Origin of the sequence: Nocardia sp. NPDC049220 (genome assembly GCF_040647855.1) — a bacterium.
Classification (GTDB): Bacteria; Actinomycetota; Actinomycetes; order Mycobacteriales; family Mycobacteriaceae; genus Nocardia.
Window position 1 is genome coordinate 61474 of the sequence record NZ_JBEZDA010000018.1, and the last position, 20258, is coordinate 81731.

The following is a 20258-nucleotide window of genomic DNA, read 5'->3' on the forward strand; positions in this document are numbered from 1 at the left end:
GGTCACGCCGACATACCCCGCTGAACAGCGGTGCGCGCTGTGCTGCCGCCCGACGTTGATGAACCGGCTTCGAGCAATTGTCCGAAGCGCTTGCCGACCAGAAGGTCTCGGGGCGAGCGCGTTCGTCGGCGGATGCTGTCGCGTCGGTGTGCCGATATCGCCCGCCGCGCGGCCAGGTTTCGGCCGACCTCGCCGATGCCCGGCACCGCGCACGTCGCCCGGGCGGGGCCGGTAGATCAGCTTGTGCGCTGTGCGATGGCGAACAGGTCGCGGGCCGGGCCGGTCGGTCGCTGTCCGGTCGGCCAGACCGCCCGCAACGTTCGTGCCAGCTCGAGTCCGGTCACCGTGGGCGACACCAGGGTTCCTGCGGCGATCTCCGCGGCAACAGCGAGTGAACTGAGCACAGCCGGCCCGACGCCGGATGCGACAGCCGTCTTGATGGCTGTGGTGGACGACAGTTCCAGCGCGACCTCGGGCTGCCAGTCCGGGATGCGGCGGACGACCGCGTGCTCGAACCACTGTCGCGTTCCCGAACCGCGCTCCCGTTGGATCATCGGTGTTTCGGCGACGTCGTGCAGCGAGACGGACCCGGCGCGTGCCCAGCGATGCTCGCGCGGCACCACGACGACAAGTCGATCGCGACCCACCACACGGCTTTCCAACCCACGAAATCGCTGTGGTGTCTCGACGAACCCGATCGCTGCCTTTCGCTCGAGCACCGCCTCGGCAACCTCGGCGGAGTTGCCCGCGTCCAGCGCGACGGCGGTGTCCGGCGCGGTCGCGCGCAGCATCATCAGCCAACCGGGGAACAGATACTCGGCGACAGTCTGGCTGGCCGCGACGCGCAGCCGCGAGTCGCGCTCGGCGCGCAGCGTGTCGATGCCCGCGTCGAGTTGCTGCGCGGCGTCGACCACCGCGCGCGCCCACTCGGCGATCAGTGCGCCCGCCGGAGTGGGCCGGGAGCCGAGGGTGCTGCGCGCCAGTACCGGCATGCCGACGAGCTGCTCCAGATAGCGGATGCGCGAGGACGCCGACGGCTGGCTGATGTCGTGCGCCCGTGCCGCACGGCCCAGGCTGCCCAGCTCGATCACCGACAGCAGCAGATCGAGCGCGGCCAGGTCGGGCACTCGCGACGAAAGGGGCATAGAACGAGTCTATGCATGCATAGCACCGCGGCCGCTACCCGCCGACCACGACCGAGACGACGCTGAACACATGACCGCGATAGTGACTTTCCGTTCGACGACCTCGCGGCGTCTGTTCGGCGGGTGGGAAGCCCTGCGTCACCTCGGACCGAACTGGTTCGCCGCCGTGATGGGCACCGCCATCGTCGCGAACGCGGCGGCCACCCTTCCTGCGCAGTTCCTCGGCCTGCGCGCCGCAGCGACCACGGTGTGGGCGCTGTCGGTGGCCCTGTTGGCGGGGCTGAGCGCGGCTTGGGCGGTGCACCGACTGCGTTTCCCCGAGACCGCGCGCGAGCATCGCGACCACCCGGTGATGTCACAGTTCCTGGGAGCGCCGCCGATGGCGTTGCTGACTGTCGGCGGCGGCACCCTGCTGCTCGGCAGCGACGTGATCGGGATGCCCGCGGCCGTCGCGGTCGACTGGATCCTGTGGTCGGCGGGTAGCGGGCTCGGCCTGCTGACCGCGTTCGTCGTCCCCTATCGGATGATCACCCGGCACCGCGTCGCACCGGACGCCGCCTTCGGCGGCTGGCTCATGCCGGTAGTGCCACCGATGGTTTCCGCGGCGATGGGCGCACTGTTGATCCCGCACACCCCCGCCGGGCAATTACGCCTGACGATGACCCTGGCCTGTGTGGCCATGTTCGGGCTCAGCCTGATCGCCGCATCGGTCATCATCACGATGATCTGGTCGCGACTGGTGCACTACGGCACCCCGGCAGCACACCTGGTGCCGACCCTATGGATCGTGCTCGGCCCGCTGGGACAATCCGTCACCGCCGCGGGCCTGCTCGCCACCGTCGCGCCCGCGGCGCTGCCCGACAGTTACGCCGAGGGACTGATGGTGTTCTCGGTCCTCTTCGGCATCGGCACATGGGGTTTCGCCATGCTATGGCTCGCGCTCGCGGCAGCTGTCACGCTGCGCACCGTTCGGGCCGGCGCGCTGAATTTCGGTCTGACCTGGTGGGGCTTCACCTTCCCGCTCGGGACCTGCGTGACCGGCAGCACCGTGTTGTATCACCACACTGGCGCATACCTTTTCGCCATCGCGGCGGTCGTGCTGTACGTCCTACTGGTCGGCACGTGGGTGACCGTGGCGCGCCGAACCGCCCGCGGGATAGCCGACGGCAGCCTGCTGTGTGCGACGCACGCGGCCGCCCGATAGTGGGCCCGCGCTAGTCCAGCAGTGAGAAACGACCCGAACCGAGCAACCCGGCGATCGCTTCCAGCTTCGCGCGCGGCGCCGCGTAATCCGGATGCGCACGCAAGACCGACGCAGCGTCGTGCAGGCGGATCATCTGCTGTTCGGCGGCGGCCGCGGTGCGCCCGCCCGCGCTCACCGCGTGCCGGGCGTACACCGGCGTGCGCGGGTCGACACGGCCGAGCGCGAGCGCCTTGCCCACCCGGCGTGAGCATCGGCACAACGCTGTCGGATCGACGAGGCCGCAGGTCGCGTTCAGGAAGTCGCCGAGCCGTTTCTTGGCCCGCTGCAACCGCTTTCGGTAGGCATCGGGAGTGATATCGAGGATCCAGGCAGCCTCGACGGAACTCAGCTCGAACACCTCGCCGAGCACGAAGGCGATCCGTTCGTCGCGGACCAGACATTGCAGCATGGCCTGGCTGCAGGTGAGGCGCACCTCGGTAGTCAGCAGGGCCGCCTCCGGGCCACGGTAGTCCGCGTCCGCCAGTCCGTCGGCCAGCCCGTCTCGGTAGGCCTCCAGACTGAGTTGAACAGCCTCCTGCGGGGTCTGCCGCTTCAGGTTCAGCAGGTAATGGACGCCGATCCGATAGGCCCAGGTGAGCACCTTCGCCTCGGCACGCCAGCTGTGCAGGTGGCCGAGGACGCGCATGAGGATCTCCTGCGTCGCGTCCTCGGCCTCGGTGGGGCGCCACACCATGCGCAGAGCCAGCCGATAGAGCGGATCCCGCAGTAACCGCACCAGTTGATCGACGGCGTCTCGGTCACCGTCGATCACGCGCGCGACCATCGCTTTCTCCTCGTCGGCGACCAGGTTGTACTCCGTGCCCATCTGGCCATCATTCGGCCCGCGGGCCGGGCGCGCAAGACAAGCCGGTCCCGGTCAGGATGATGCGGCGGACTCCGCGATCAAGGCGCGCCTGCCCAGCCAGTCCGCGACCGCCCGACCGATCTCCGCCGGCCGGTCTTCGGGCGCGTGATGCCCGGCCGGACCGATCGGCACGACCTCGACGCCCGCGAAGGTGGTCGCGGCCCACTCGATCGCCTCCGGCGACCCGAGGCCGACGCCGTTCTCCAGTGCCATCACCAGTTTGGGGACCTCGGGGGTCGCGGCTGCCCAGGCGCCGTAGTTGCGCACGATGGCGACCACGTCGGCGGGCTGGCCATCGAGCGGAAACTCTCTCGGCCACACCAGCATCGGCTTGCGAGACTCCGGGGTCGGGTACGGCGCCCGGTATACGTCGTGGTCCTCGGCCGCGAGGTCGGCAACCCCATTCGGCAGGTTGAACTCGATGAAAATGTTGTCCTCCAGCACCATTCGCTCGCCCTCGGGCGACCGGAACCTGCGGAACAGCTCGGCCCCGAGTGCGGGCAACTCGTCCCAGCGCATCGGTCGCAGGAAAGTCTCGATCACGGCGATGCCACGCACCCGGCCGGGATGCCGTGCAGCCCAGTCCAGGCCGAGCGCGCCGCCCCAGTCGTGACCGACCAGGATCACCTGGTCCAGGCCGAGGGCGTCGAACCAGGCATCCAGGTACTCGGCGTGATCGGTGAAGCGATAGCCGATATCGGGTTTGCCCGATTCGCCCATCCCGATCAGATCGGGCGCCAGCACCCTGGTTCGCTCCGCGACGTGCGGTATCACGTTGCGCCATATATACGATGTCGTCGGATTGCCGTGCAGGAATATCGCCGGCACCTTCCCCGCACCGGTGTCGCGGTAGCTGATGTACGAGTCGAGAACGTCGACGGTAGGCATGATGTGGTCCTCCAGGTATCGATGTGTCTTCCTATGCCTGGTTCGACACACGATCTCGGCGGCTGTGACCGAACATTCGAGTGATGCTCGTCACACGAATGAGGGTCCGCGACAACGGGACGCATCCATGAACTAAGCACAGATGCGACCGACACCTCAGGACCTCCCCCTCATCAGCCCCGTGGTGTCGTATCGTGCGGTCCCAACTGGACACCCGTCCGCACAGCCGCGCCGCGCCATCGACTCTCTCGTGATAGACCGCCTCCGTGCCGGCGCCGGCACGCCGACTCGGGCGGGTCTCGCATTACGTCGAGCTGTCCAGTCGCCATGACCTACGGGCGAATCCGTTCGGTTGTGCCGAAACTCATACGCGCCATCGGATCCCACCGAAGCGACCACCGGATATCTTGACGCCGGTTAGAGTTCAGATGGGCGTTGGCGTTAGGAAGTTCGATGAAGTTCACCGCACGGCGGTCGGCATTGATAGGCCTCGTGGTCGCGACATTCGTCGGACTGGCCTCGTTCTCCACCGGTTGCACCGCCTCGACCGCTACGAAGTGCGGCGCCGGACGTGTATGCGGCGACGCCCCCGCACCGATCCCGAGCCGCGATGCGCTCGCCCTGCTCGACACCTTGCGTGTCGCCGATCGCGCAGCGAAAACCGGCTACAGCCGTGAGCAATTCGGCCCCGCCTGGACCGACAACGTCGCAGTACCCGGCGGCGACAACGGCTGCGACACCCGCAACGACATGCTCGTGCGCGACCTGACCGACGTGACCTTCAAGGCGGGCGACTGCACCGTGTCGACCGGCACACTGAACGACCTTTACACCGGCAAGGTCATCCACTTCAAGCGCGGCCCCAAGTCCTCCGACGATGTGCAGATCGATCACATCGTCGCCCTCTCGGATGCCTGGCAGAAAGGTGCACAGCAGCTTTCGCCCGAACGCCGTCGCGACTTGGCCAACGATCCGCTCAATCTGCAAGCGGTGGACGGACCGACCAACCAGTCCAAGAGCGACTCCGACGCAGCCTCCTGGCTCCCCCCGAGCAGTGGCTACCGCTGCGCCTATCTGACCAGGCAAATCCAGGTGAAGGCCGCCTACCGGCTCTGGGTCACCCCGGCCGAAAAAGACGTCATGGTCCGCGAACTCCGCACCTGCCCCTGATTTCCACGACACCTCGATCACCACCTTGCCGAATGGATCGCCGGTGCGAAGGTGACGATAGGCCGCCTAGGCTCGGTCGAACGGGAATACTCGGTCGATGACCGGCCGCATGCGGTGCTCGGCGATCGATCGGTTCATCGCCTCGAAATCGGCTCGGCTGCCGACCGCGATCTTGCGAATGGACAGGTATGACGTCCCGAACGGGTTACCCGCCGGCACGCCCGGAGCGGGCATCGCGCCGATCACCGTGATCCGCGCGTTGTAGGCGGCCGCGTGCACAGATCGGGCCAAGGTCGCCATCCCCACCGCTTCCAAGACATGTTCTACCCCGTGACCGTTTTTGGTGTGGTCGAGCACGGCGCACTCCCATTCCGGATCCGACTCCGGTCGATCACCGCATCGGCTCCGAACTCGCGCAGCCGCTCGGCCTTGTCGGGGTTCGAGGTGATCGAAATCGCCTCAGCTCCTAGCATTTTGGCGTATCGCACGCCGAACAGCGCGACGGCTCCGCTCCCGACCGTCAGCACGCTCTCGCCGGGCAGCACGGGCAGCGGTGTGGTGAGTGCCGCCCAGGCCACCACACCCGCGCAGGTCAGCGTCGCCGCCTCGGTCGTCGAGCGCGATGACGTCGTATCCGCCGCCCGCTACCGTCCTGCCGGCCGCGGCAGAGTGTCGCCACGCTCGACGGCACCGTGCGATTCCCCACGGGGAATGGCGGAGCAGTCGGCGGCGATCAATACTGCTCAGATGACGGCGGGGACCGAGCCGGGGTTCGCCCGGCAGCCGCGATATTGGCGAACGTTGCGCCGGGTCAGTCAGCTCGATCTCGCGATCCGCGCCGATACCGCCCAACGCCACCTCAGCTTCCTGGAGCAGGGGCGCTCACGCCCTGGCCGCACCATGGTGGTGCGCCTGGCCCCGGCACTGGACGAGCTGATCGCCGAACTGGAAGGCTACCTGCCGCAGACCGATCCGGATCCGGACCATCTGGGCTTCGCGGTGCCGCTACGCCCGCGCGGTGACGACGGGGAGTTACGTTCGATCACCACGCTCACCTCGCTCGCGACCGCGGTCGACATCACGCGCGCCGAACTGCACTTGGAAGCGTTCCTCCCCGCGAACGAGCAAACCGCGCGTATTCTGCGTGACCGCGCCGCGCAGCGCTAGCCGAAACCGACGCCGCCTCCGTGCATGACGGAGACTACGTCGGCCCGGGGAGACAGCACTTTCCGACTCGCACCAGTCCAGCCGGTTTTCACGAACCAGCAGGACCACCACCTACGCCATGGCGAGTTCGCTGTCGGCTGGCGCGTCCCAGTCGATCCGGTAGCGCTGCTCGGGCCCCATGGTCTTCTCGGGGTTCATGACCGTCTTCGCCATGAGCGGCATGAGCAGTCGCATCGCCTTGCGCGCCACCGGACCCAGCGTCTTGCTGTGGTTGATCTTCGCGGCGCGCGCCGCGATTCCCTCCACCCGGCCGCGCCGCAACCGCTGATAGACGGCGAATGCCTCGGGAGTCGGCAGATCGCGTAGGCACCGGGCCAGCTGTAGGCAGCTCTCGATCGCCAGCGATGCACCTTGGCCGGAACTGTTCGACGGCGCATGCACCGCGTCGCCGACCAGCACCATGCGCCCGCGGTGCCAATGCGGCACCGGCGGCATGATGTGCAGCGCACCGACCACCTCCAGCTGCTCCTCGGTGGTGCGCCGGGCCAGTTCACCGCCGGGAGTGTCGTCGCGGTAGGTCGCGCGCAGGACGTCGAGCCAGTGTGTCTTCGGAATTGCCCGCGCGGCGGTGAGCGAAAGATACTCCTCGTGGGGCAGGTTCGCGCCCCACGCCACACGCCCGTCTCCGACCGGCCAGTAGAGATAGTAGGCCTGCTTGCCGAAAGCGAAAGTCATGGTGTCGGGTGTGCGGGTGGCATCACACTCGGTGATCGCGCCGAAGCCGAGCATCCCGGTGTAGTCCGGGCCCGGCGCGTTCGGGTCGATCAACCCACGCACGGTCGAGTGGATACCGTCGGCGCCGATGAGCACGTCGGCGGTGGCCGTGCTGCCGTCGGTGAATCGGGCGGTGATGCCCGATGCCTCCTCGCGGACGCCGAGCAAGCGCTTGCCGTACTCGAAGGGCACGCCCGCGGCGACTGCGTGCCGGTGCAATGTTTGGTGCAGTTCGCTGCGATCGACCACCTGTAGCGGCGGCACATCGGTCAGGCCGGGCATCCGTAGGAGCTTGTCTCCGATGGACATGCTCATGCCTGCGATCGGCACTGCGATATCACGGACAGGATCGCCCGCGTCGATGATGTCGAGGGCCGCGACACCGTTCGGCGCCAGCGCGAGCCCGCTGCCGATGCCATAGGACGGACCGGGATACGCCTCGTAGACGCAGGCTTCGATGCCTGCCTTGCGCAGGGCGGTCGCCACGACGGGCCCGGCGATGCCTCCGCCGATCACGAGGGCGGTACGGGTTGTGGACATAGATGCCTCCAGGATTCGTGCGATACGGATTTCGATTCCCCGAACCGACCCGCGCGCCATCCACCCGGTTATCCTGTGGTTGCCAGCCTTGTAGCCGGGTGCGCGTTCGCGGGCGCGGTTCGAGACTGTTCGATCGGGTCCGGCGGCGGTGTTGCCGCACCCCGCCGGGTCCGATCTCTACTGGTTCAGTTCTCGGCCGCCCCCCTCTCGATCGACGCGGCGACTTCGGACGGCGGGATGGCACGGTCGTGCCACTCCTGCCATTGCGCAAGTCCGGCGAAGGTGCCTTCGACCAGCTCGGCGCGCAGCGAACGCGTCCACGCCGCTTCGGCTTCCAGCATCGCCAGCCCGAATTCGGATTCGACGAGGAACAGCCGCGGCAGCGAACCGGTGAGATCGCCGAGTTCACGGCGCGCGAAATCAATGGCGTGTCCCAACGCGTCCAGACGCGCATCGAGCAGCTCGATCACGTCGGCAGGTGGGAGCACCGCGAGAATGGACAGGCCCGCGACGAACCGGTGGTGTTCCGGTTCCGGAGTGGTCAACAACTCCCTGGTCCAGTCGACCATCTCGGCGCGGCCCGCGTCAGTAATTCGATAGATCACCCGCTCCGGCCGCGCGCCGTCGCGTTCACTGCCGACTACCTCGAGAAATCCGGCCTTCGCCATGTTCTGCACGACGGTGTAGAGCGAGCCCCACTTGATGGCCATGTCATGGTCTTTTCCGCGCTCGCGCATAGTCTGCGCGATCTCATACCGATGCATCGGCCGCTCGACGATCGTGGAGAGCACCGCGAGTGCGAGCAGGTTGTCGACTTTGCGCTTCTTGGCCACGGGCACCTCCTATTCGTCTACGAATATACGTACACGAGCAATGGGTCGCAAGCGGTAGGCTGCCCGAATCTAGACCTCACATGCCGGCCTACAGTTCGGCCGCGACTCCGTCGCCCCGTCCAGCAACACGCATCGACAGGACCGGCAGGATCTTGATCGCAGATTCCGCCAACGCCGCGCGGCGATTCGGATCCAACTCCCGGTTGGCGAACCGCGATTGCGCGCGTTCCAGCGATGCTCGCGTCGCCGGATCGTGACCGTGACGCTCGCGTCGCCGAACCGACACGGACGACTCCTCTGAGACAATCGTGCCGACGCACCCTGGAGGCTTCCCTAAGAACTTACTCCAAAGTAAGGTTGGGCTCATGGCGTGGAAACCTACCGAAATCCCGGACCAGACCGGACGCACCTTTGTCATCACCGGAGCGAACGGCGGTCTGGGCACCGTCACCACCAAAGTCCTCGCGGCGAACGGTGCCACCGTCATCATGGCCTGCCGCGACACGGCCAAGGCGAAAGAGGTAGCCGGCGGGATCGACGGCGACATACATGTGGCCGAACTCGACCTGGCCGACCTGTCGTCGGTCCGCCGATTCGCCGACAACAGCGGCGAATTCGACGTGCTGATCAACAACGCCGGGCTGATGAACGTCCCCTTCTCCCGCACCAAGGACGGTTTCGAAACCCAGTGGGGCGTCAATCATCTCGGCCACTTCGCGCTGACCGGGCTGCTGCTGGACCGGATCACCGACCGAGTGGTGACGCTGTCCAGCGTCGCGCACAAGCAGACACCCAAGCTCGTGATCGACGATCTCGACTACGAACATCGCCGCTATCGGCGCAGCCTCGCCTACGCGCAGTCCAAACTCTGCAATCTCATGTTCGCTCGGGAACTCCAGCGCAGGTTGACCCAAGCCGGTTCGGTCAAGCGCTCCTACGGCGTGCACCCCGGGGTCTCGGCCACCGACCTCTTCGCTCGCACCGAGACGCCGCTCGACTGGATAGCCAAGCCGTTCATCAGCCTGGTCGGACACTCCCCCGCGAAGGCCGCGCAGTCGTCACTGTTCGCCGCGACCATGCCCGACGCCGCCCCTGAGGTGTATTGGGGACCAACCCGACTGTTCGGAGCCCGAGGCCCGGTCAAGGCGTCGCCGTCGAGTCGGCTTTCGAAGAACGAAGACCTGTGGACGAAGCTGTGGGCTGAATCCGAACGACTGACCGGCGTCACCTATCAGTTCTGAACCGGCACGCCCCCGGGCCGGCCGGCCCGCCCACCGCGGCCGGCCCGCCCACCGTCGGCACGACCTCCTCGACGGCCCACCCGCCAGCTGATTCGCCACCGCCGTGGCGATCCGGCGCAGACAGCGAACCGGCTCCGCCGACGCAGAGATCTCCGCAGCCGATCGGACCGCCGTGCCGACGGCCAGCACCCGGGTTTCCACCGGCGATGACCACGATCACCGCCGCGAACCAGGACCCACCTGGCTCTACGGGCCACGTAGTAGAACGGGTACCGTAGTAGCCGTGTCCGCCCCACACCCCCGCTCGACACACAATCGCCCGGCCCTCATCGTGCTGGTGATCGTGGTCGCGCTGGCGTGCCTGGCGCTGGCCTGGTGGCAGTGGGAGCGGTTCGAGTCCTCCAGCGGCACCGGCCAGAACCTCGGATACGCGCTGCAGTGGCCGCTGTTCGCGGGATTCGCGGTATTCGCCTACTTCCGGTTCGTCCGGCTCGAGCGCGCGGCCGAACACACCGACGAGTCTGCCGACACCGCGGAGCGGGAGCCGACCGAACGCGGGCGAGCCACGAAACCCGTGCCACCGAAGGAGATCCCGGCGGGTCTGCTGCCCGAGCGCCCCAAGGCCGTTCGGGACGAGGACCCCGTGCTCGCCGAGTACAACCGCTACCTCGCGACGCTGCACGCCAATGACATCGATGAGCAGGTCCGCGCAGCGGATCTGCACACCCGCGAGAGGAGCGCCGGTTGACCACCAGCGAGGATTCCACCGAGACGACCGTCACGCCCACACAGGCACCCACACCGACCCCGAACACCGGCAAGATCGCGTCGGCGCTGCTGCGCTACCGCGCCCTGGCCTGGATCACCGGTCTCTGGCTACTGCTGCTCACCGGCGAGATGATCGCCAAGTACGGCTTCGGCGTGCACACTCCCAGCTGGATCGCCGTAGTGCACGGCTGGGTGTATTTCGTCTACCTGCTGGTCACCGCGGACCTCGCGGTCAAGGTCCGCTGGCCGGTGCTACGCACCGTCGGCACCTTGCTCGCGGGTACCATCCCGCTGCTGTCGTTCTTCGTCGAACACGTCAATGCGAAGAAGGTCAAGCAGGACTTCGGCATCTGATCGACTCCGCGTCAGGCCTCCGCGAGCGCGGTCAGCACCGGTAGCAGTCGCGCCAGTGCCCGCCCGCGATGCGATGCCGCGTCCTTCTCCGCGGGCGACAATTGCGCGGCGGTGGCATCGCCACCGCTCGGAATGAACAGCGGGTCGTAGCCGAAACCGCCGTCGCCCACCGGCTTCCGACCGATCGAACCCGGCCATTCGCCGCGCACCACAGTGACCGCACCGCCCGGCACCACCAGCGCGCACGCCGAGACGAACCGCGCTCCGCGGCGCTCCTCCGGAACATCGGCCAGTTGCGCCAGCAGCAATGTGTTGTTCGCGGCATCGTCGCCATGCCTGCCCGACCAACGCGCCGACAGCACACCCGGCATTCCGTTCAGCGCGTCCACCTCGAGGCCGGAATCATCCGCGACACAGGCCAATCCCGTAGCCGCAGCGCCATCCGCGGCCTTGGCGAGCGCGTTCTCCTCGAACGTCGCCCCGGTCTCAGGCGCCTCGTCATAAGCGGGAACATCGTCCAGCCCGACAATCTCGATACCGGCGACACCGGCATCGTGCAGAATGCGGCGCAACTCGCTCAGCTTCTTGGCATTGCGGCTGGCGACCAGAACCCGGGTCATCACTTCTTCTTCGGCTCAGAAGGCTTCGGGAGCACACCCGGATACGGCAGCGCCAGCGCCTCTCGCTGTACGACGAACAGCTGCTCGCAACCCGCGAGCGCGGAGTCGAGCAACTTGTCCAGCGTCGAACGCGGGAAAGTGGCACCCTCGCCGGTACCTTGGATCTCGACCAGAGTGCCGGTGTCCGTGGCGACCACATTCATGTCGACCTCCGCCCGCGAATCCTCCTCATAAGGCAGGTCCAAGCGCACCCGGCCGTCGACAACGCCGACACTCACCGCGGCGATCGCGCAAGAAATCGGCTGCGGGTCGGCCAAGCCACCCGCCGCACCGAGATAGGTCACCGCGTCGGCCAGCGCGACATACGCGCCGGTGATGGCGGCAGTTCTGGTTCCGCCATCGGCCTGCAACACGTCGCAGTCGATGGCGATCGTGTTCTCGCCGATGGCGGCCAAGTCGATACACGCGCGCAGCGACCGGCCGACCAGGCGGCTGATCTCCTGGGTCCGCCCACCGACCTTGCCCTTCACCGACTCGCGGCCGCTGCGGGTATGCGTCGCGGCGGGCAGCATCGCGTATTCCGCGGTGAGCCAGCCAAGCCCGGAATCGCGGCGCCACGGAGGCACGCCCTCGGTGACGCTGGCAGTGCACATCACCCGCGTCTGGCCGAATTCGACCAGCACCGAACCGGCTGGATGCGTGGTGAATCCACGGGTGATCCGTACGTCGCGGAGCTCATCGTCCGCCCTGCCATCGGCTCGTCTCGACACGGCCACAGCCTACTGTGTTTGTTTGGCCGCGCCTGCGGCGCGGCGTGTTCGCGGCCCCTTGGTGTCTCGCGGGGAGGTGACTGAGGCCAGCCTCGCGCTCGCTATGCGCGATTATTCGGGCTTTGGGTCAGAGGGTCGTCATTGCGCAGAACCAACGCGAACGCCGCATAGGTCAGGTCACAGGCAACTGGTGTATCCGCTCGTGTTCGCCGGCATCGGCGTGCTGACAGCAGGAATCGGCGTGGGAGACGTGGCGCGGGGCGGGTTGGTCAGAGATCGAAGGTTTCGCCTGGTGCGACCGCGTGGACAGGGCCGGAGAACTGAGCCTTGGCTTCGGCGATGACATCCTCTCGTGAGGTCCACGGGGGGATGTGGGTGAGAAGCAATTCCTGTACCTCGGCCTCGGCGGCGAGTTGGCCCGCCTCGGTGCCTGAAAGATGAATACCGGGGGGCCGATTCGCCGGGTCATGGGTCCACGACGCCTCGGCCATCAGGATGTCGGCGCCCCGTGCGAGTTCGAAAACCTCCGGGCACAGAGCGGTGTCGCCGGTATAGACGAAGGTTCGGTCGCCCGCGGTCTCGATCCGCAGACCGTAGGACTCCGGCGGGTGGAGCATCCGGCGCGCCGTTACGGTGTGTCCGGGCCCGAATCGAACGGTCTCCCCCGCGGACCACGGCCGCAGGTCGATCACATCGGACCAGTCGTCGCATTCGCCACCGACCTCGGCGGAGGCGTTGCCGATTCGCAGCGTGGTGTCCGACGGGCCGTACACGGTCGCTTTTCCCTCCGGCGGTGTCGGGTGGTACCGCCGCCAGACCAAGAGACCGGGCAGATCCAGACAGTGGTCCGCGTGCAGATGGGTCAGGAAGATGTCCACCTCACCGGGGTCGGCGTAGCGCTGCAAAGCTCCGAGTATGCCCGGCCCGAAGTCGATGACCGTCGGTGTCATATCAGGGCCGGTCAGCAAATAGCCCGACGCTGGCGAGTCCGGTCCGGACACACTGCCCGAGCACCCGAGGACGGTAAGGCGCATTCCCCCATGCTGCCACGCTGAATTCCCGCTCAAGAAGGCGTCCCCCGCAATTCCTCGCGGGCCGTACGTTCACCGTGGTGACAGACTGATTTCGGCTCGATCTCCACGACGGCGTCGACGTTCATCACCAGAGAGTACCCAGCCGGCGAACAGTCCACCCACCGCCCCGAAAAGATGGCCCTGCCAAGAGATTCCGGGCTGCCCGGGCAGAACTCCCCACAGCAGCGAACCATAGAGGACCAGCACGACGAGACCGAGCGCAATCTGCCCGAGGTTACGTCCGAACCAACCGCGCGAGAGGAGAAAAGTCAGCCAACCGAAAACCAGCGACGAGGCGCCCAGATGCGTCGAACCCGTCGCGCCGGTGAGCCAGGTACCAGCGCCCGCCACGATCCAGACGATCGCGGTCGCGGCCAGGCCACGGCCGATGCCGGCCAGCAATGCGAGAAAACCGAGCACCAGCACCGGCAGTGTATTTCCGATCAGGTGGTCCCAACCGCCGTGCAGCACCGGGGCGAACAGGATGCCGGACAGTCCATCGGTCCGCCGCGGCTCGATCCCCGCGTAGTCGAGATCGTGGCCGGTGACGGTCTCGACCCCCTCTATGCTGTAGAGCAGCCCGACGAATCCGACGATCACCACCCCGGCCCGCAGCCAGAGTCGTTTCAGCGCCGCGACTCGGTTCGGATCGGACGGCGGCCCGAGTCCCGCACTTCCGGTCACCGCCACCTCCAGGTCAAGCGCAGCCACGACCCCGCTTCTCCGAGGGTACCGGCAGGTCCGGATATCAGGCCCAGAGTTGTCCGTCGAGTCGTTCTTCCGCCTCTTCCAGGGTGCCGTCGTATGCGCCGGTCGACAGGTACTTCCAGCCGCCGTCCGCGACCACGAACGCGATGTCCGCGCGGGTACCCGCTTTCGCCGCCTTGCGGGCGACACCCAGCGCGGCATGCAGGATGGCGCCGGTGGAGATGCCCGCGAAAATGCCCTCTTCGAGCACGAGTTCGCGGGTACGTTTGACCGCGTCGTAAGGGCCGACCGAGAAACGGGAGGTCAGCACGGTCTCGTCGTACAGCTCAGGGATGAATCCCTCATCGATGTTGCGCAGCCCGTAGACCAGCTCGCCGTAGCGCGGCTCAGCGGCGACGATCTCGATGGCCGGCACCCTCTCGCGCAGGAAACGGCCGGTACCCATCAGCGTGCCGGTGGTACCGAGCCCCGCGACGAAATGAGTGATCTCCGGCAGATCCGCCAGAATCTCGGGGCCGGTGGTCTCGTAGTGCGCGAGCGCGTTCGCGGGGTTGCCGTACTGATAGAGCATCACCCAGTCCGGGTTCGCCGCGGCGATCTGTTTGGCCTGCGCGACCGCCTGATTGGAGCCACCCGCGGCCGGTGAATCGATGATCCGCGCCCCGAACATGGTGAGCAACTGCCGCCGCTCCACCGAGGTGTTCTCCGGCATCACACAGACCAGGCGGTAGCCCTTGAGTTTGGCCGCCATGGCCAACGAAATGCCAGTGTTGCCACTGGTGGGCTCGAGGATCGTACAGCCGGGTCGGAGTAGACCATCGGCCTCCGCCTGCTCGATCATGCGCAGTGCCGGGCGATCCTTGATCGAGCCGGTAGGGTTGCGGTCCTCCAGCTTCGCCCACAGACGCACGTGGTTGTCACCGTCCCACTGCGGGGACAGCGTGCGCAGGCCCACCAGAGGGGTGTTGCCGAGGGTCGCGATCAGTGATTCATAGCGCGCCACGGGAACGGTCAGCCTCCCGCGACGGCGGGGAGGATGGTGACGCTGGCCTCCTTCGGCACCTCGGCCGACAAACCGCCGGCGAAGCGCACGTCCTCGTCGTCGACGTAGATATTGACGTAGCGGTTCAACTTGCCGTCCTTGAGCAGGCGCTCGGCGAGGCCGGGATGATTGACCTCGAGGTCGTCGATCAGCGCGGCGAGCGTGGCGCCCTCGGCCTGTACGCGCTTGGCACCCCCGGTGAGACCACGCATGATGGTCGGGATGGAGACGGTTATCGACATGGGTACTCCTCGGTTCACGAAAAGGCAGCGGTCTGGTTGTGGTACGTGTCGACGATCTGTACCGGCTCCTCGGTGACCTCGCCGTCGACGATCCGGTAGCTGCGCAACTCGTGCCGCTCGGGATCGCGAGTCGAGATCAGCACGTAGTGCGCGAAGGGCTCGGAGGCGTAGGACACGTCGGTCCGGCTCGGGTACGCCTCAGTGGCGGTGTGCGAATGGTAGATCACCACCGGGGTCTCGTCCGCGTCGTCCATCTCGCGCCATACCTTCAACTGCTCACCGGAATCGAAGCGGTAGAAAGTGGGCGAGCGCTCCGCGTTGACCATGGCGATGAAGCGCTCCGGACGATCCGAGTTCTCCGGCCCGGCGATGATGCCGCACGCCTCGTCCGGATGATCGGCCCGTGCGTGCGCCACCATCGCCTCCACGAGGTCGACTCTGATCACCAGCACTTCTCGATCACCTTTCCGCAACGCCGACCTGACGCAGTCGACAACGAGCCAGAATATTCGGCTATTCCCGGGGCACCGTAGGCCGGTCCCCGGTTCTTGCCTTTCGGCGCGGCCGCTCGGGTTTCGAGCGCGGCGAGGTTCGACCGGGTCAGCCTGGGAACAGGTCGTGATAGGCCGGGATGCCCGCGACCGCATGGGCCGAGCGGATCGCGTCGACGATGGCGCGTTCGACACAGACCGCGGCCGCCGTGCAAACCTCATCGAGCACAAGCAGGTCCGGGGGGAAGGCGGGCGGGAGCGCGACGGTGGCGGCCGACTCGGCCGTCCCGGTGGCGAGCGCGAAGAGCGTGTCGCCATCGAGGGGGGAATGCGCGGGGCGGATCGCCCTGGCCAAGCCGTCGTGGGCGGTGGCAGCCATCCGCTGGCACCCTGCGGGGTCGAGCGCCGCGTCCGTGGCCACGACGCCGATGGTGGTGTTGAGCACCGTGCCTTTCACCGGGAGCGCATCGGCCGCCGCTATCTGCTCGGGGGTCGGCGGGCGCAATCCGAAATAGCCAGGCCCGTCGGTGCCGCTCCCCCATGGCAACCCCGTACGCGGATCGAAAACCGAACCAACCGGATTGGCCACGATCAACGCCGCGACGGTGATCCCGGCCGCGGCGCCCGCACCGAGTACGACACTCGCCGTGCCCACGCCGCCTTTGATCGATCCCGCGCGTGCGCCGACACCCGCGCCGACCGATCCGCGCGCGAAGTCCTCCGCGGCAGCATCGGCCGCCCGATACCCGAACTCGGCGGTGGGCCGAATGCCCCACGCGCCGACCGGAAGATCGAAGATCACCGCGGCGGGAACGATCGGCACCACCCGGCTCGCGTCGGCCGGGTCCAGCGCGATGCCGTCGCCGTGCTCCTCCAACCAGCGCATCACGCCGTCGGCGGCAGCGAGGCCGTAGGCGCTACCTCCGGTCAGCAGGATCGCGTCGACCTGACGAACGGTGTTGCGCGGATCGAGCAGATCGGTCTCCCGCGTGCCGGGGCCGCCGCCGCGCACGTCGACCGCCGCGACGGCCCCGCCCGGTGCGCGTACGACCGTGCAACCGGTCGCCGCGCCGGTGCTGAGCGTGGCGGCGGGGTCGAGTTCATGGTGGTGACCGACCAACAGTCCCGGTACGTCGGTCAGCGAATTACGTTGCCCAGCCGCGGCATTCATGTTGACCGCTCCTCACTGTCGCGCAGGTGCCAGCGATTGCGTGTGTGGAACCGAGTCAGGGCGCCAGTGCTTGCAGCAGCGAGTCCTGCATCCAGGTCAGCCAGTGATAGACGTCCAGGTGCGGAGCGCGCGGGTCGTCCGGGTCCAGGTGGTCGGGTGTTTCGGCGTCGATGTCCAGCACCGTGCCGAGCGCGAGCCGTACGTCGGTGAGCGCGGCCAGCCATGCGTCTGCCTGCTCCGGGGTGAGCGCGATCCTGCCGCCGGAGGTCGGCACCGTGTCCAGCACGACCGACCCCGCCGCCAGTTTGGCGTCGATGATGTCCGGCTCGTGCAAGCCGCGCAACGCGCTGTTGAGGTTGGCGCGGTCGGCGTCCGGCGAACCCGGCTCGCTGCGATGGAAGTCGGGCAAGAGTCTGCGTAGTCGCGGATCTTCCGGCGGCGAGGTGTTGCCCGAGCGCAGACCGGTCAGCGCGGTGAGATCGTCCTCGGGGGCGGACGCGGCACGTTCGGTCAACAGCCCGGTCACCGCGCCGACCAAGGACCGAAGCACGTTGGCCTCCCGTGCGTCCATCTCGGAACGCAGTTTGAGACCGCTCAGCGAGTTCTTCCTGCTCCACTTACGCACGGCGTCAGGGTAGTCGTCCCGGTCAGCCATCTCGCTGCATGGTGGCCCAGAGTCCCGCGGCGTGCAGCCGCTGGACATCGTGTTCCATCTTGTCCCGCGAACCCGAGGAGACGACCGCCTTGCCCTCGTTGTGCACCTTCAGCATCAACTCGGTCGCCTTGGCTTTGCTGTAGCCGAACAGCTTTTGGAAAATGTACGCGACATAGTGCATGAGGTTGACCGGGTCGTCCCACACCACGGTCACCCAGGGACGGTCTTCCGCCTCCAATATCTCGGTGTATTCGATCGCCTCCGGGCTCGCCTGTGCCGCCGACAACGTCACGCTCGCAGCGCCCACGACGACGTCACCTCGGACTATGTTGCACAAGGCCATAAAGTCAAGGGTACGACGCGACTCCGAATAAACAACACCCACACAGCCTTGATTCACGCATTCCACGATTCACCAGCCCGATGCCCGCCACCCGATCCGATCGTCCTGTCTACAGTGGCGACGTGGACCTGCACGACGGCATCACCAGCACGGCGCTGCTGACCGACCAGTACGAACTGACCATGCTCGCCGCGGCGCTCGCCGACGGTTCAGCACATCGGCGGTGCACCTTCGAGGCGTTTGCTAGACGTTTGCCAAATGGCCGGCGTTACGGTGTGGTCGGGGGGATCGGCCGGCTGGTGGACGCAGTGCGGCAGTACCGTTTCGGCGAAGCGGAGTTGGCCGTCATCGCGTCGTTCTCGGATCGACGGACGCTCGACTGGTTGCACGAGTACCGATTCACCGGTGACATCGACGGCTATGCGGAGGGCGAACTCTACTTTCCCGGCTCCCCGATCGTCTCGGTGCGCGGCAGTTTCGCCGAATGCGTGGTCCTGGAGACAGTGATCCTGTCCATCCTCAACCACGACAGCGCCATCGCCTCCGCGGCGGCGCGCATGGTGAGCGCGGCCGGTGGCCGCAGGATGATCGAGATGGGCTCGCGGCGCACCCATGAACTCGCCGCGCCCGCCAGCGCCCGGGCCGCGTACCTGGCCGGATTCGACGCCACCTCGAATCTCGAGGCAGTACGCCGCTACGGGGTCCCCGGCGCGGGCACCAGCGCACACGCCTTCACCTTGCTGCACAGCGCCGCCGACGGCGCGCATGAGGCGGCCGCGTTCCGCGGCCAGGTGGAGGCGCTGGGGATCGGAACGACACTGCTGGTGGACACCTTCGACATCACCAAGGGCGTGGCCACCGCGATCGAGGTGGCGGGCCCCGAGTTGGGCGGCGTGCGGATCGACTCCGGCGATCTCGGCGTGCTGGCCAGGCAGGTGCGCGACCAACTGGACGCGTTAGGCGCCACCAAGACCCGCATCGTGGTCTCCGGTGATCTCGACGAGTACGCGATCGCCGCGCTGCGCGCCGAACCGGTCGATGTCTACGGGGTCGGCACCGCGCTGGTCACCGGGTCGGGCGCGCCGACGGCGGGAATGGTCTACAAACTGGTCGAGGTGGATGGGGTGCCGGTCGCCAAGCGCAGTAGTCACAAGCAGTCCCGCGGTGGCACGAAGAAGGCGATTCGATTAGCCCGGGGCACCGGCACGATCGTCGAGGAGATCGTGTACCCGGCGGCCGGACCGGAGCCGGCGGTGGACGGCCTCGAATCGCGCGAACTGCTCGTGCCGTTGGTCCGCGGCGGCGAGCAGGTGGCCGGGTTGGCGACCCTGGCCGACAGCCGTGACCTGGTCGCGAGCGGTCTGATCAGCCTGCCGTGGGAAGGCCTGAAGCTCTCCGCCGGCGAGCCCGCGATCGCGACCACCTTCGCCTGAGGTCAGCGCCGATGGACGGCGATGCGGTGCCACAGCCCCAGCGCGATCCCGAGCAGCACCGGATTACCCGCGCGTCGCGTGAACCGGTTGTTCGACCTGGCGGCAGAATCGAAAAGGGCCATATAGTTCACCTGCGGGAGGTCACCATGACCCGAGCCCTGATCATCGTCGACGTCCAGAACGATTTCTGCGAGGGCGGGTCGCTCGCCGTCACCGGCGGTGCCGCGGTGGCAGCGCGGATCAGCGAACACCTCGCCGCCACGCAGTACAGCGCGGTCGTCGCGACGCGCGACTACCACGTCGACCCCGGTGCGCACTTCTCCGACGAGCCCGACTACCTCGACACCTGGCCGCCGCACTGCCGGGTCGGTACACCCGGCGCCGAGTTCCACCCCGCGCTGACCACCGCGCCCATCCAGCAGATCTTCGCCAAAGGCGCGTACTGCGCGGCCTACTCCGGGTTCGAGGGCGCCGCCGAGGACGGCACCGGACTCGCCGACTGGCTGCACAACCACGACATCGACGCGGTCGACATCGTCGGCATCGCCACCGACCACTGTGTGCGGGCCACCGCCCTCGATGCGCGGATCGAGGGCTTCGAGACCCGAGTCCTGCTCGATCTCACCGCGGCGGTGGCGCCGGACACCACCCGCGCCGCACTCGATCGTATGCGCACCGCGGGCATCGATCTCGAAGGAAGCGTCAACGGATAGGACCGTCCG

At 67.5% G+C, this 20258-nt stretch carries 25 protein-coding genes; 8 read left to right on the forward strand and 17 right to left on the reverse strand.

Annotation, left to right across the window (positions count from 1 at the left end; all coding sequences use genetic code 11):
• Positions 1-236: 236 nt before the first annotated feature.
• Entirely contained in the window at positions 237-1145 is a 909-nt protein-coding gene (locus AB0C34_RS27105) for a LysR family transcriptional regulator (protein ID WP_357078729.1), read from the reverse strand.
• Positions 1146-1215: 70 nt separating this feature from the next.
• On the opposite strand from AB0C34_RS27105, the gene AB0C34_RS27110 reads away from it, so the two are divergent.
• Positions 1216-2349, forward strand: coding sequence for a TDT family transporter (locus tag AB0C34_RS27110; RefSeq protein ID WP_357078732.1), 1134 nt, complete (start codon positions 1216-1218; stop codon positions 2347-2349).
• Between the two features lie 10 nt (positions 2350-2359).
• On the opposite strand, the gene AB0C34_RS27115 is transcribed toward AB0C34_RS27110, so the two are convergent.
• Together AB0C34_RS27115 and AB0C34_RS27120 are read right to left on the reverse strand one after the other, a co-directional pair.
• On the reverse strand, positions 2360-3214 hold the full coding sequence (locus AB0C34_RS27115) for an RNA polymerase sigma factor (RefSeq protein WP_357078735.1): 855 nt from the start codon (positions 3212-3214) through the stop codon (positions 2360-2362).
• Between the two features lie 51 nt (positions 3215-3265).
• Positions 3266-4141 (reverse strand): haloalkane dehalogenase, encoded by an 876-nt coding sequence (locus tag AB0C34_RS27120; RefSeq protein ID WP_357078738.1) that lies wholly within the window; start codon positions 4139-4141, stop codon positions 3266-3268.
• Between the two features lie 453 nt (positions 4142-4594).
• On the opposite strand from AB0C34_RS27120, the gene AB0C34_RS27125 reads away from it, so the two are divergent.
• Positions 4595-5311, forward strand: coding sequence for an HNH endonuclease family protein (locus AB0C34_RS27125; protein ID WP_357078741.1), 717 nt, complete (start codon positions 4595-4597; stop codon positions 5309-5311).
• A gap of 66 nt (positions 5312-5377) precedes the next feature.
• Here AB0C34_RS27125 and AB0C34_RS27130 read toward each other — a convergent pair whose 3' ends face one another.
• Positions 5378-5668 (reverse strand): zinc-binding dehydrogenase, encoded by a 291-nt coding sequence (locus AB0C34_RS27130; protein WP_357078743.1) that lies wholly within the window; start codon positions 5666-5668, stop codon positions 5378-5380.
• A 390-nt stretch (positions 5669-6058) separates the two neighbouring features.
• Between AB0C34_RS27130 and AB0C34_RS27135 the strand changes: the two genes are divergently transcribed.
• Positions 6059-6478 (forward strand): helix-turn-helix transcriptional regulator, encoded by a 420-nt coding sequence (locus tag AB0C34_RS27135; protein WP_357078831.1) that lies wholly within the window; start codon positions 6059-6061, stop codon positions 6476-6478.
• Between the two features lie 111 nt (positions 6479-6589).
• On the opposite strand, the gene AB0C34_RS27140 is transcribed toward AB0C34_RS27135, so the two are convergent.
• From AB0C34_RS27140 to AB0C34_RS27150, 3 genes are all read right to left on the reverse strand, one after another.
• Positions 6590-7792, reverse strand: coding sequence for an FAD-dependent monooxygenase (locus AB0C34_RS27140; protein WP_357078746.1), 1203 nt, complete (start codon positions 7790-7792; stop codon positions 6590-6592).
• A 185-nt stretch (positions 7793-7977) separates the two neighbouring features.
• On the reverse strand, positions 7978-8625 hold the full coding sequence (locus tag AB0C34_RS27145) for a PadR family transcriptional regulator (protein ID WP_357078749.1): 648 nt from the start codon (positions 8623-8625) through the stop codon (positions 7978-7980).
• Positions 8626-8713: 88 nt separating this feature from the next.
• Positions 8714-8911: a hypothetical protein gene (locus AB0C34_RS27150; protein ID WP_357078752.1), complete on the reverse strand. Its 198-nt coding sequence runs from the start codon at positions 8909-8911 to the stop codon at positions 8714-8716.
• A 79-nt stretch (positions 8912-8990) separates the two neighbouring features.
• Between AB0C34_RS27150 and AB0C34_RS27155 the strand changes: the two genes are divergently transcribed.
• From AB0C34_RS27155 to AB0C34_RS27165, 3 genes are all read left to right on the forward strand, one after another.
• The gene (locus AB0C34_RS27155) at positions 8991-9866 is read left to right on the forward strand and encodes an oxidoreductase (RefSeq protein ID WP_357078755.1); all 876 of its coding nucleotides are present in this window, start codon (positions 8991-8993) and stop codon (positions 9864-9866) included.
• 283 nt (positions 9867-10149) lie between these two features.
• Positions 10150-10614: a transcriptional regulator gene (locus tag AB0C34_RS27160; protein ID WP_357078758.1), complete on the forward strand. Its 465-nt coding sequence runs from the start codon at positions 10150-10152 to the stop codon at positions 10612-10614.
• Positions 10615-10688: 74 nt separating this feature from the next.
• Positions 10689-10988, forward strand: a complete 300-nt coding sequence (locus tag AB0C34_RS27165) for a DUF3817 domain-containing protein (RefSeq protein WP_357078835.1) — start codon at positions 10689-10691, stop codon at positions 10986-10988.
• 11 nt (positions 10989-10999) lie between these two features.
• On the opposite strand, the gene rdgB is transcribed toward AB0C34_RS27165, so the two are convergent.
• The 10 genes from rdgB to clpS form a co-directional block, all read right to left on the reverse strand.
• Positions 11000-11608: an RdgB/HAM1 family non-canonical purine NTP pyrophosphatase gene (gene rdgB, locus AB0C34_RS27170; RefSeq protein WP_357078761.1), complete on the reverse strand. Its 609-nt coding sequence runs from the start codon at positions 11606-11608 to the stop codon at positions 11000-11002.
• Complete coding sequence (gene rph / locus AB0C34_RS27175) at positions 11608-12378, reverse strand: ribonuclease PH (protein WP_357078763.1); 771 nt, start codon at positions 12376-12378, stop codon at positions 11608-11610. The genes rdgB and rph overlap by 1 nt, the downstream gene beginning before the upstream one ends.
• Positions 12379-12647: 269 nt before the next feature.
• Complete coding sequence (locus AB0C34_RS27180; protein ID WP_357078766.1) at positions 12648-13412, reverse strand: cyclic nucleotide-degrading phosphodiesterase; 765 nt, start codon at positions 13410-13412, stop codon at positions 12648-12650.
• A 69-nt stretch (positions 13413-13481) separates the two neighbouring features.
• Positions 13482-14081 carry a rhomboid family intramembrane serine protease gene (locus AB0C34_RS27185; RefSeq protein WP_357078837.1) on the reverse strand — a complete coding sequence of 200 codons (600 nt, stop codon included), beginning with the start codon at positions 14079-14081 and terminating at the stop codon, positions 13482-13484.
• A gap of 118 nt (positions 14082-14199) precedes the next feature.
• Complete coding sequence (locus tag AB0C34_RS27190; RefSeq protein ID WP_357078769.1) at positions 14200-15162, reverse strand: cysteine synthase; 963 nt, start codon at positions 15160-15162, stop codon at positions 14200-14202.
• A gap of 8 nt (positions 15163-15170) precedes the next feature.
• A complete protein-coding gene (locus AB0C34_RS27195; RefSeq protein ID WP_357078772.1) occupies positions 15171-15443 on the reverse strand; it encodes a MoaD/ThiS family protein in 273 nt (90 codons plus the stop codon).
• 14 nt (positions 15444-15457) lie between these two features.
• The gene (locus AB0C34_RS27200) at positions 15458-15895 is read right to left on the reverse strand and encodes a M67 family metallopeptidase (protein ID WP_357078775.1); all 438 of its coding nucleotides are present in this window, start codon (positions 15893-15895) and stop codon (positions 15458-15460) included.
• 148 nt (positions 15896-16043) lie between these two features.
• Entirely contained in the window at positions 16044-17105 is a 1062-nt protein-coding gene (locus AB0C34_RS27205; protein ID WP_357078777.1) for a P1 family peptidase, read from the reverse strand.
• Between the two features lie 55 nt (positions 17106-17160).
• Positions 17161-17730 carry a DUF2017 domain-containing protein gene (locus tag AB0C34_RS27210; RefSeq protein ID WP_357078840.1) on the reverse strand — a complete coding sequence of 190 codons (570 nt, stop codon included), beginning with the start codon at positions 17728-17730 and terminating at the stop codon, positions 17161-17163.
• A 22-nt stretch (positions 17731-17752) separates the two neighbouring features.
• Positions 17753-18103 (reverse strand): ATP-dependent Clp protease adapter ClpS, encoded by a 351-nt coding sequence (gene clpS / locus AB0C34_RS27215; RefSeq protein WP_357078780.1) that lies wholly within the window; start codon positions 18101-18103, stop codon positions 17753-17755.
• Positions 18104-18225: 122 nt separating this feature from the next.
• On the opposite strand from clpS, the gene AB0C34_RS27220 reads away from it, so the two are divergent.
• Positions 18226-19536, forward strand: a complete 1311-nt coding sequence (locus AB0C34_RS27220; protein WP_357078782.1) for a nicotinate phosphoribosyltransferase — start codon at positions 18226-18228, stop codon at positions 19534-19536.
• 146 nt (positions 19537-19682) lie between these two features.
• Complete coding sequence (locus AB0C34_RS27225) at positions 19683-20249, forward strand: isochorismatase family protein (protein ID WP_357078785.1); 567 nt, start codon at positions 19683-19685, stop codon at positions 20247-20249.
• Positions 20250-20258 lie beyond the last annotated feature (9 nt).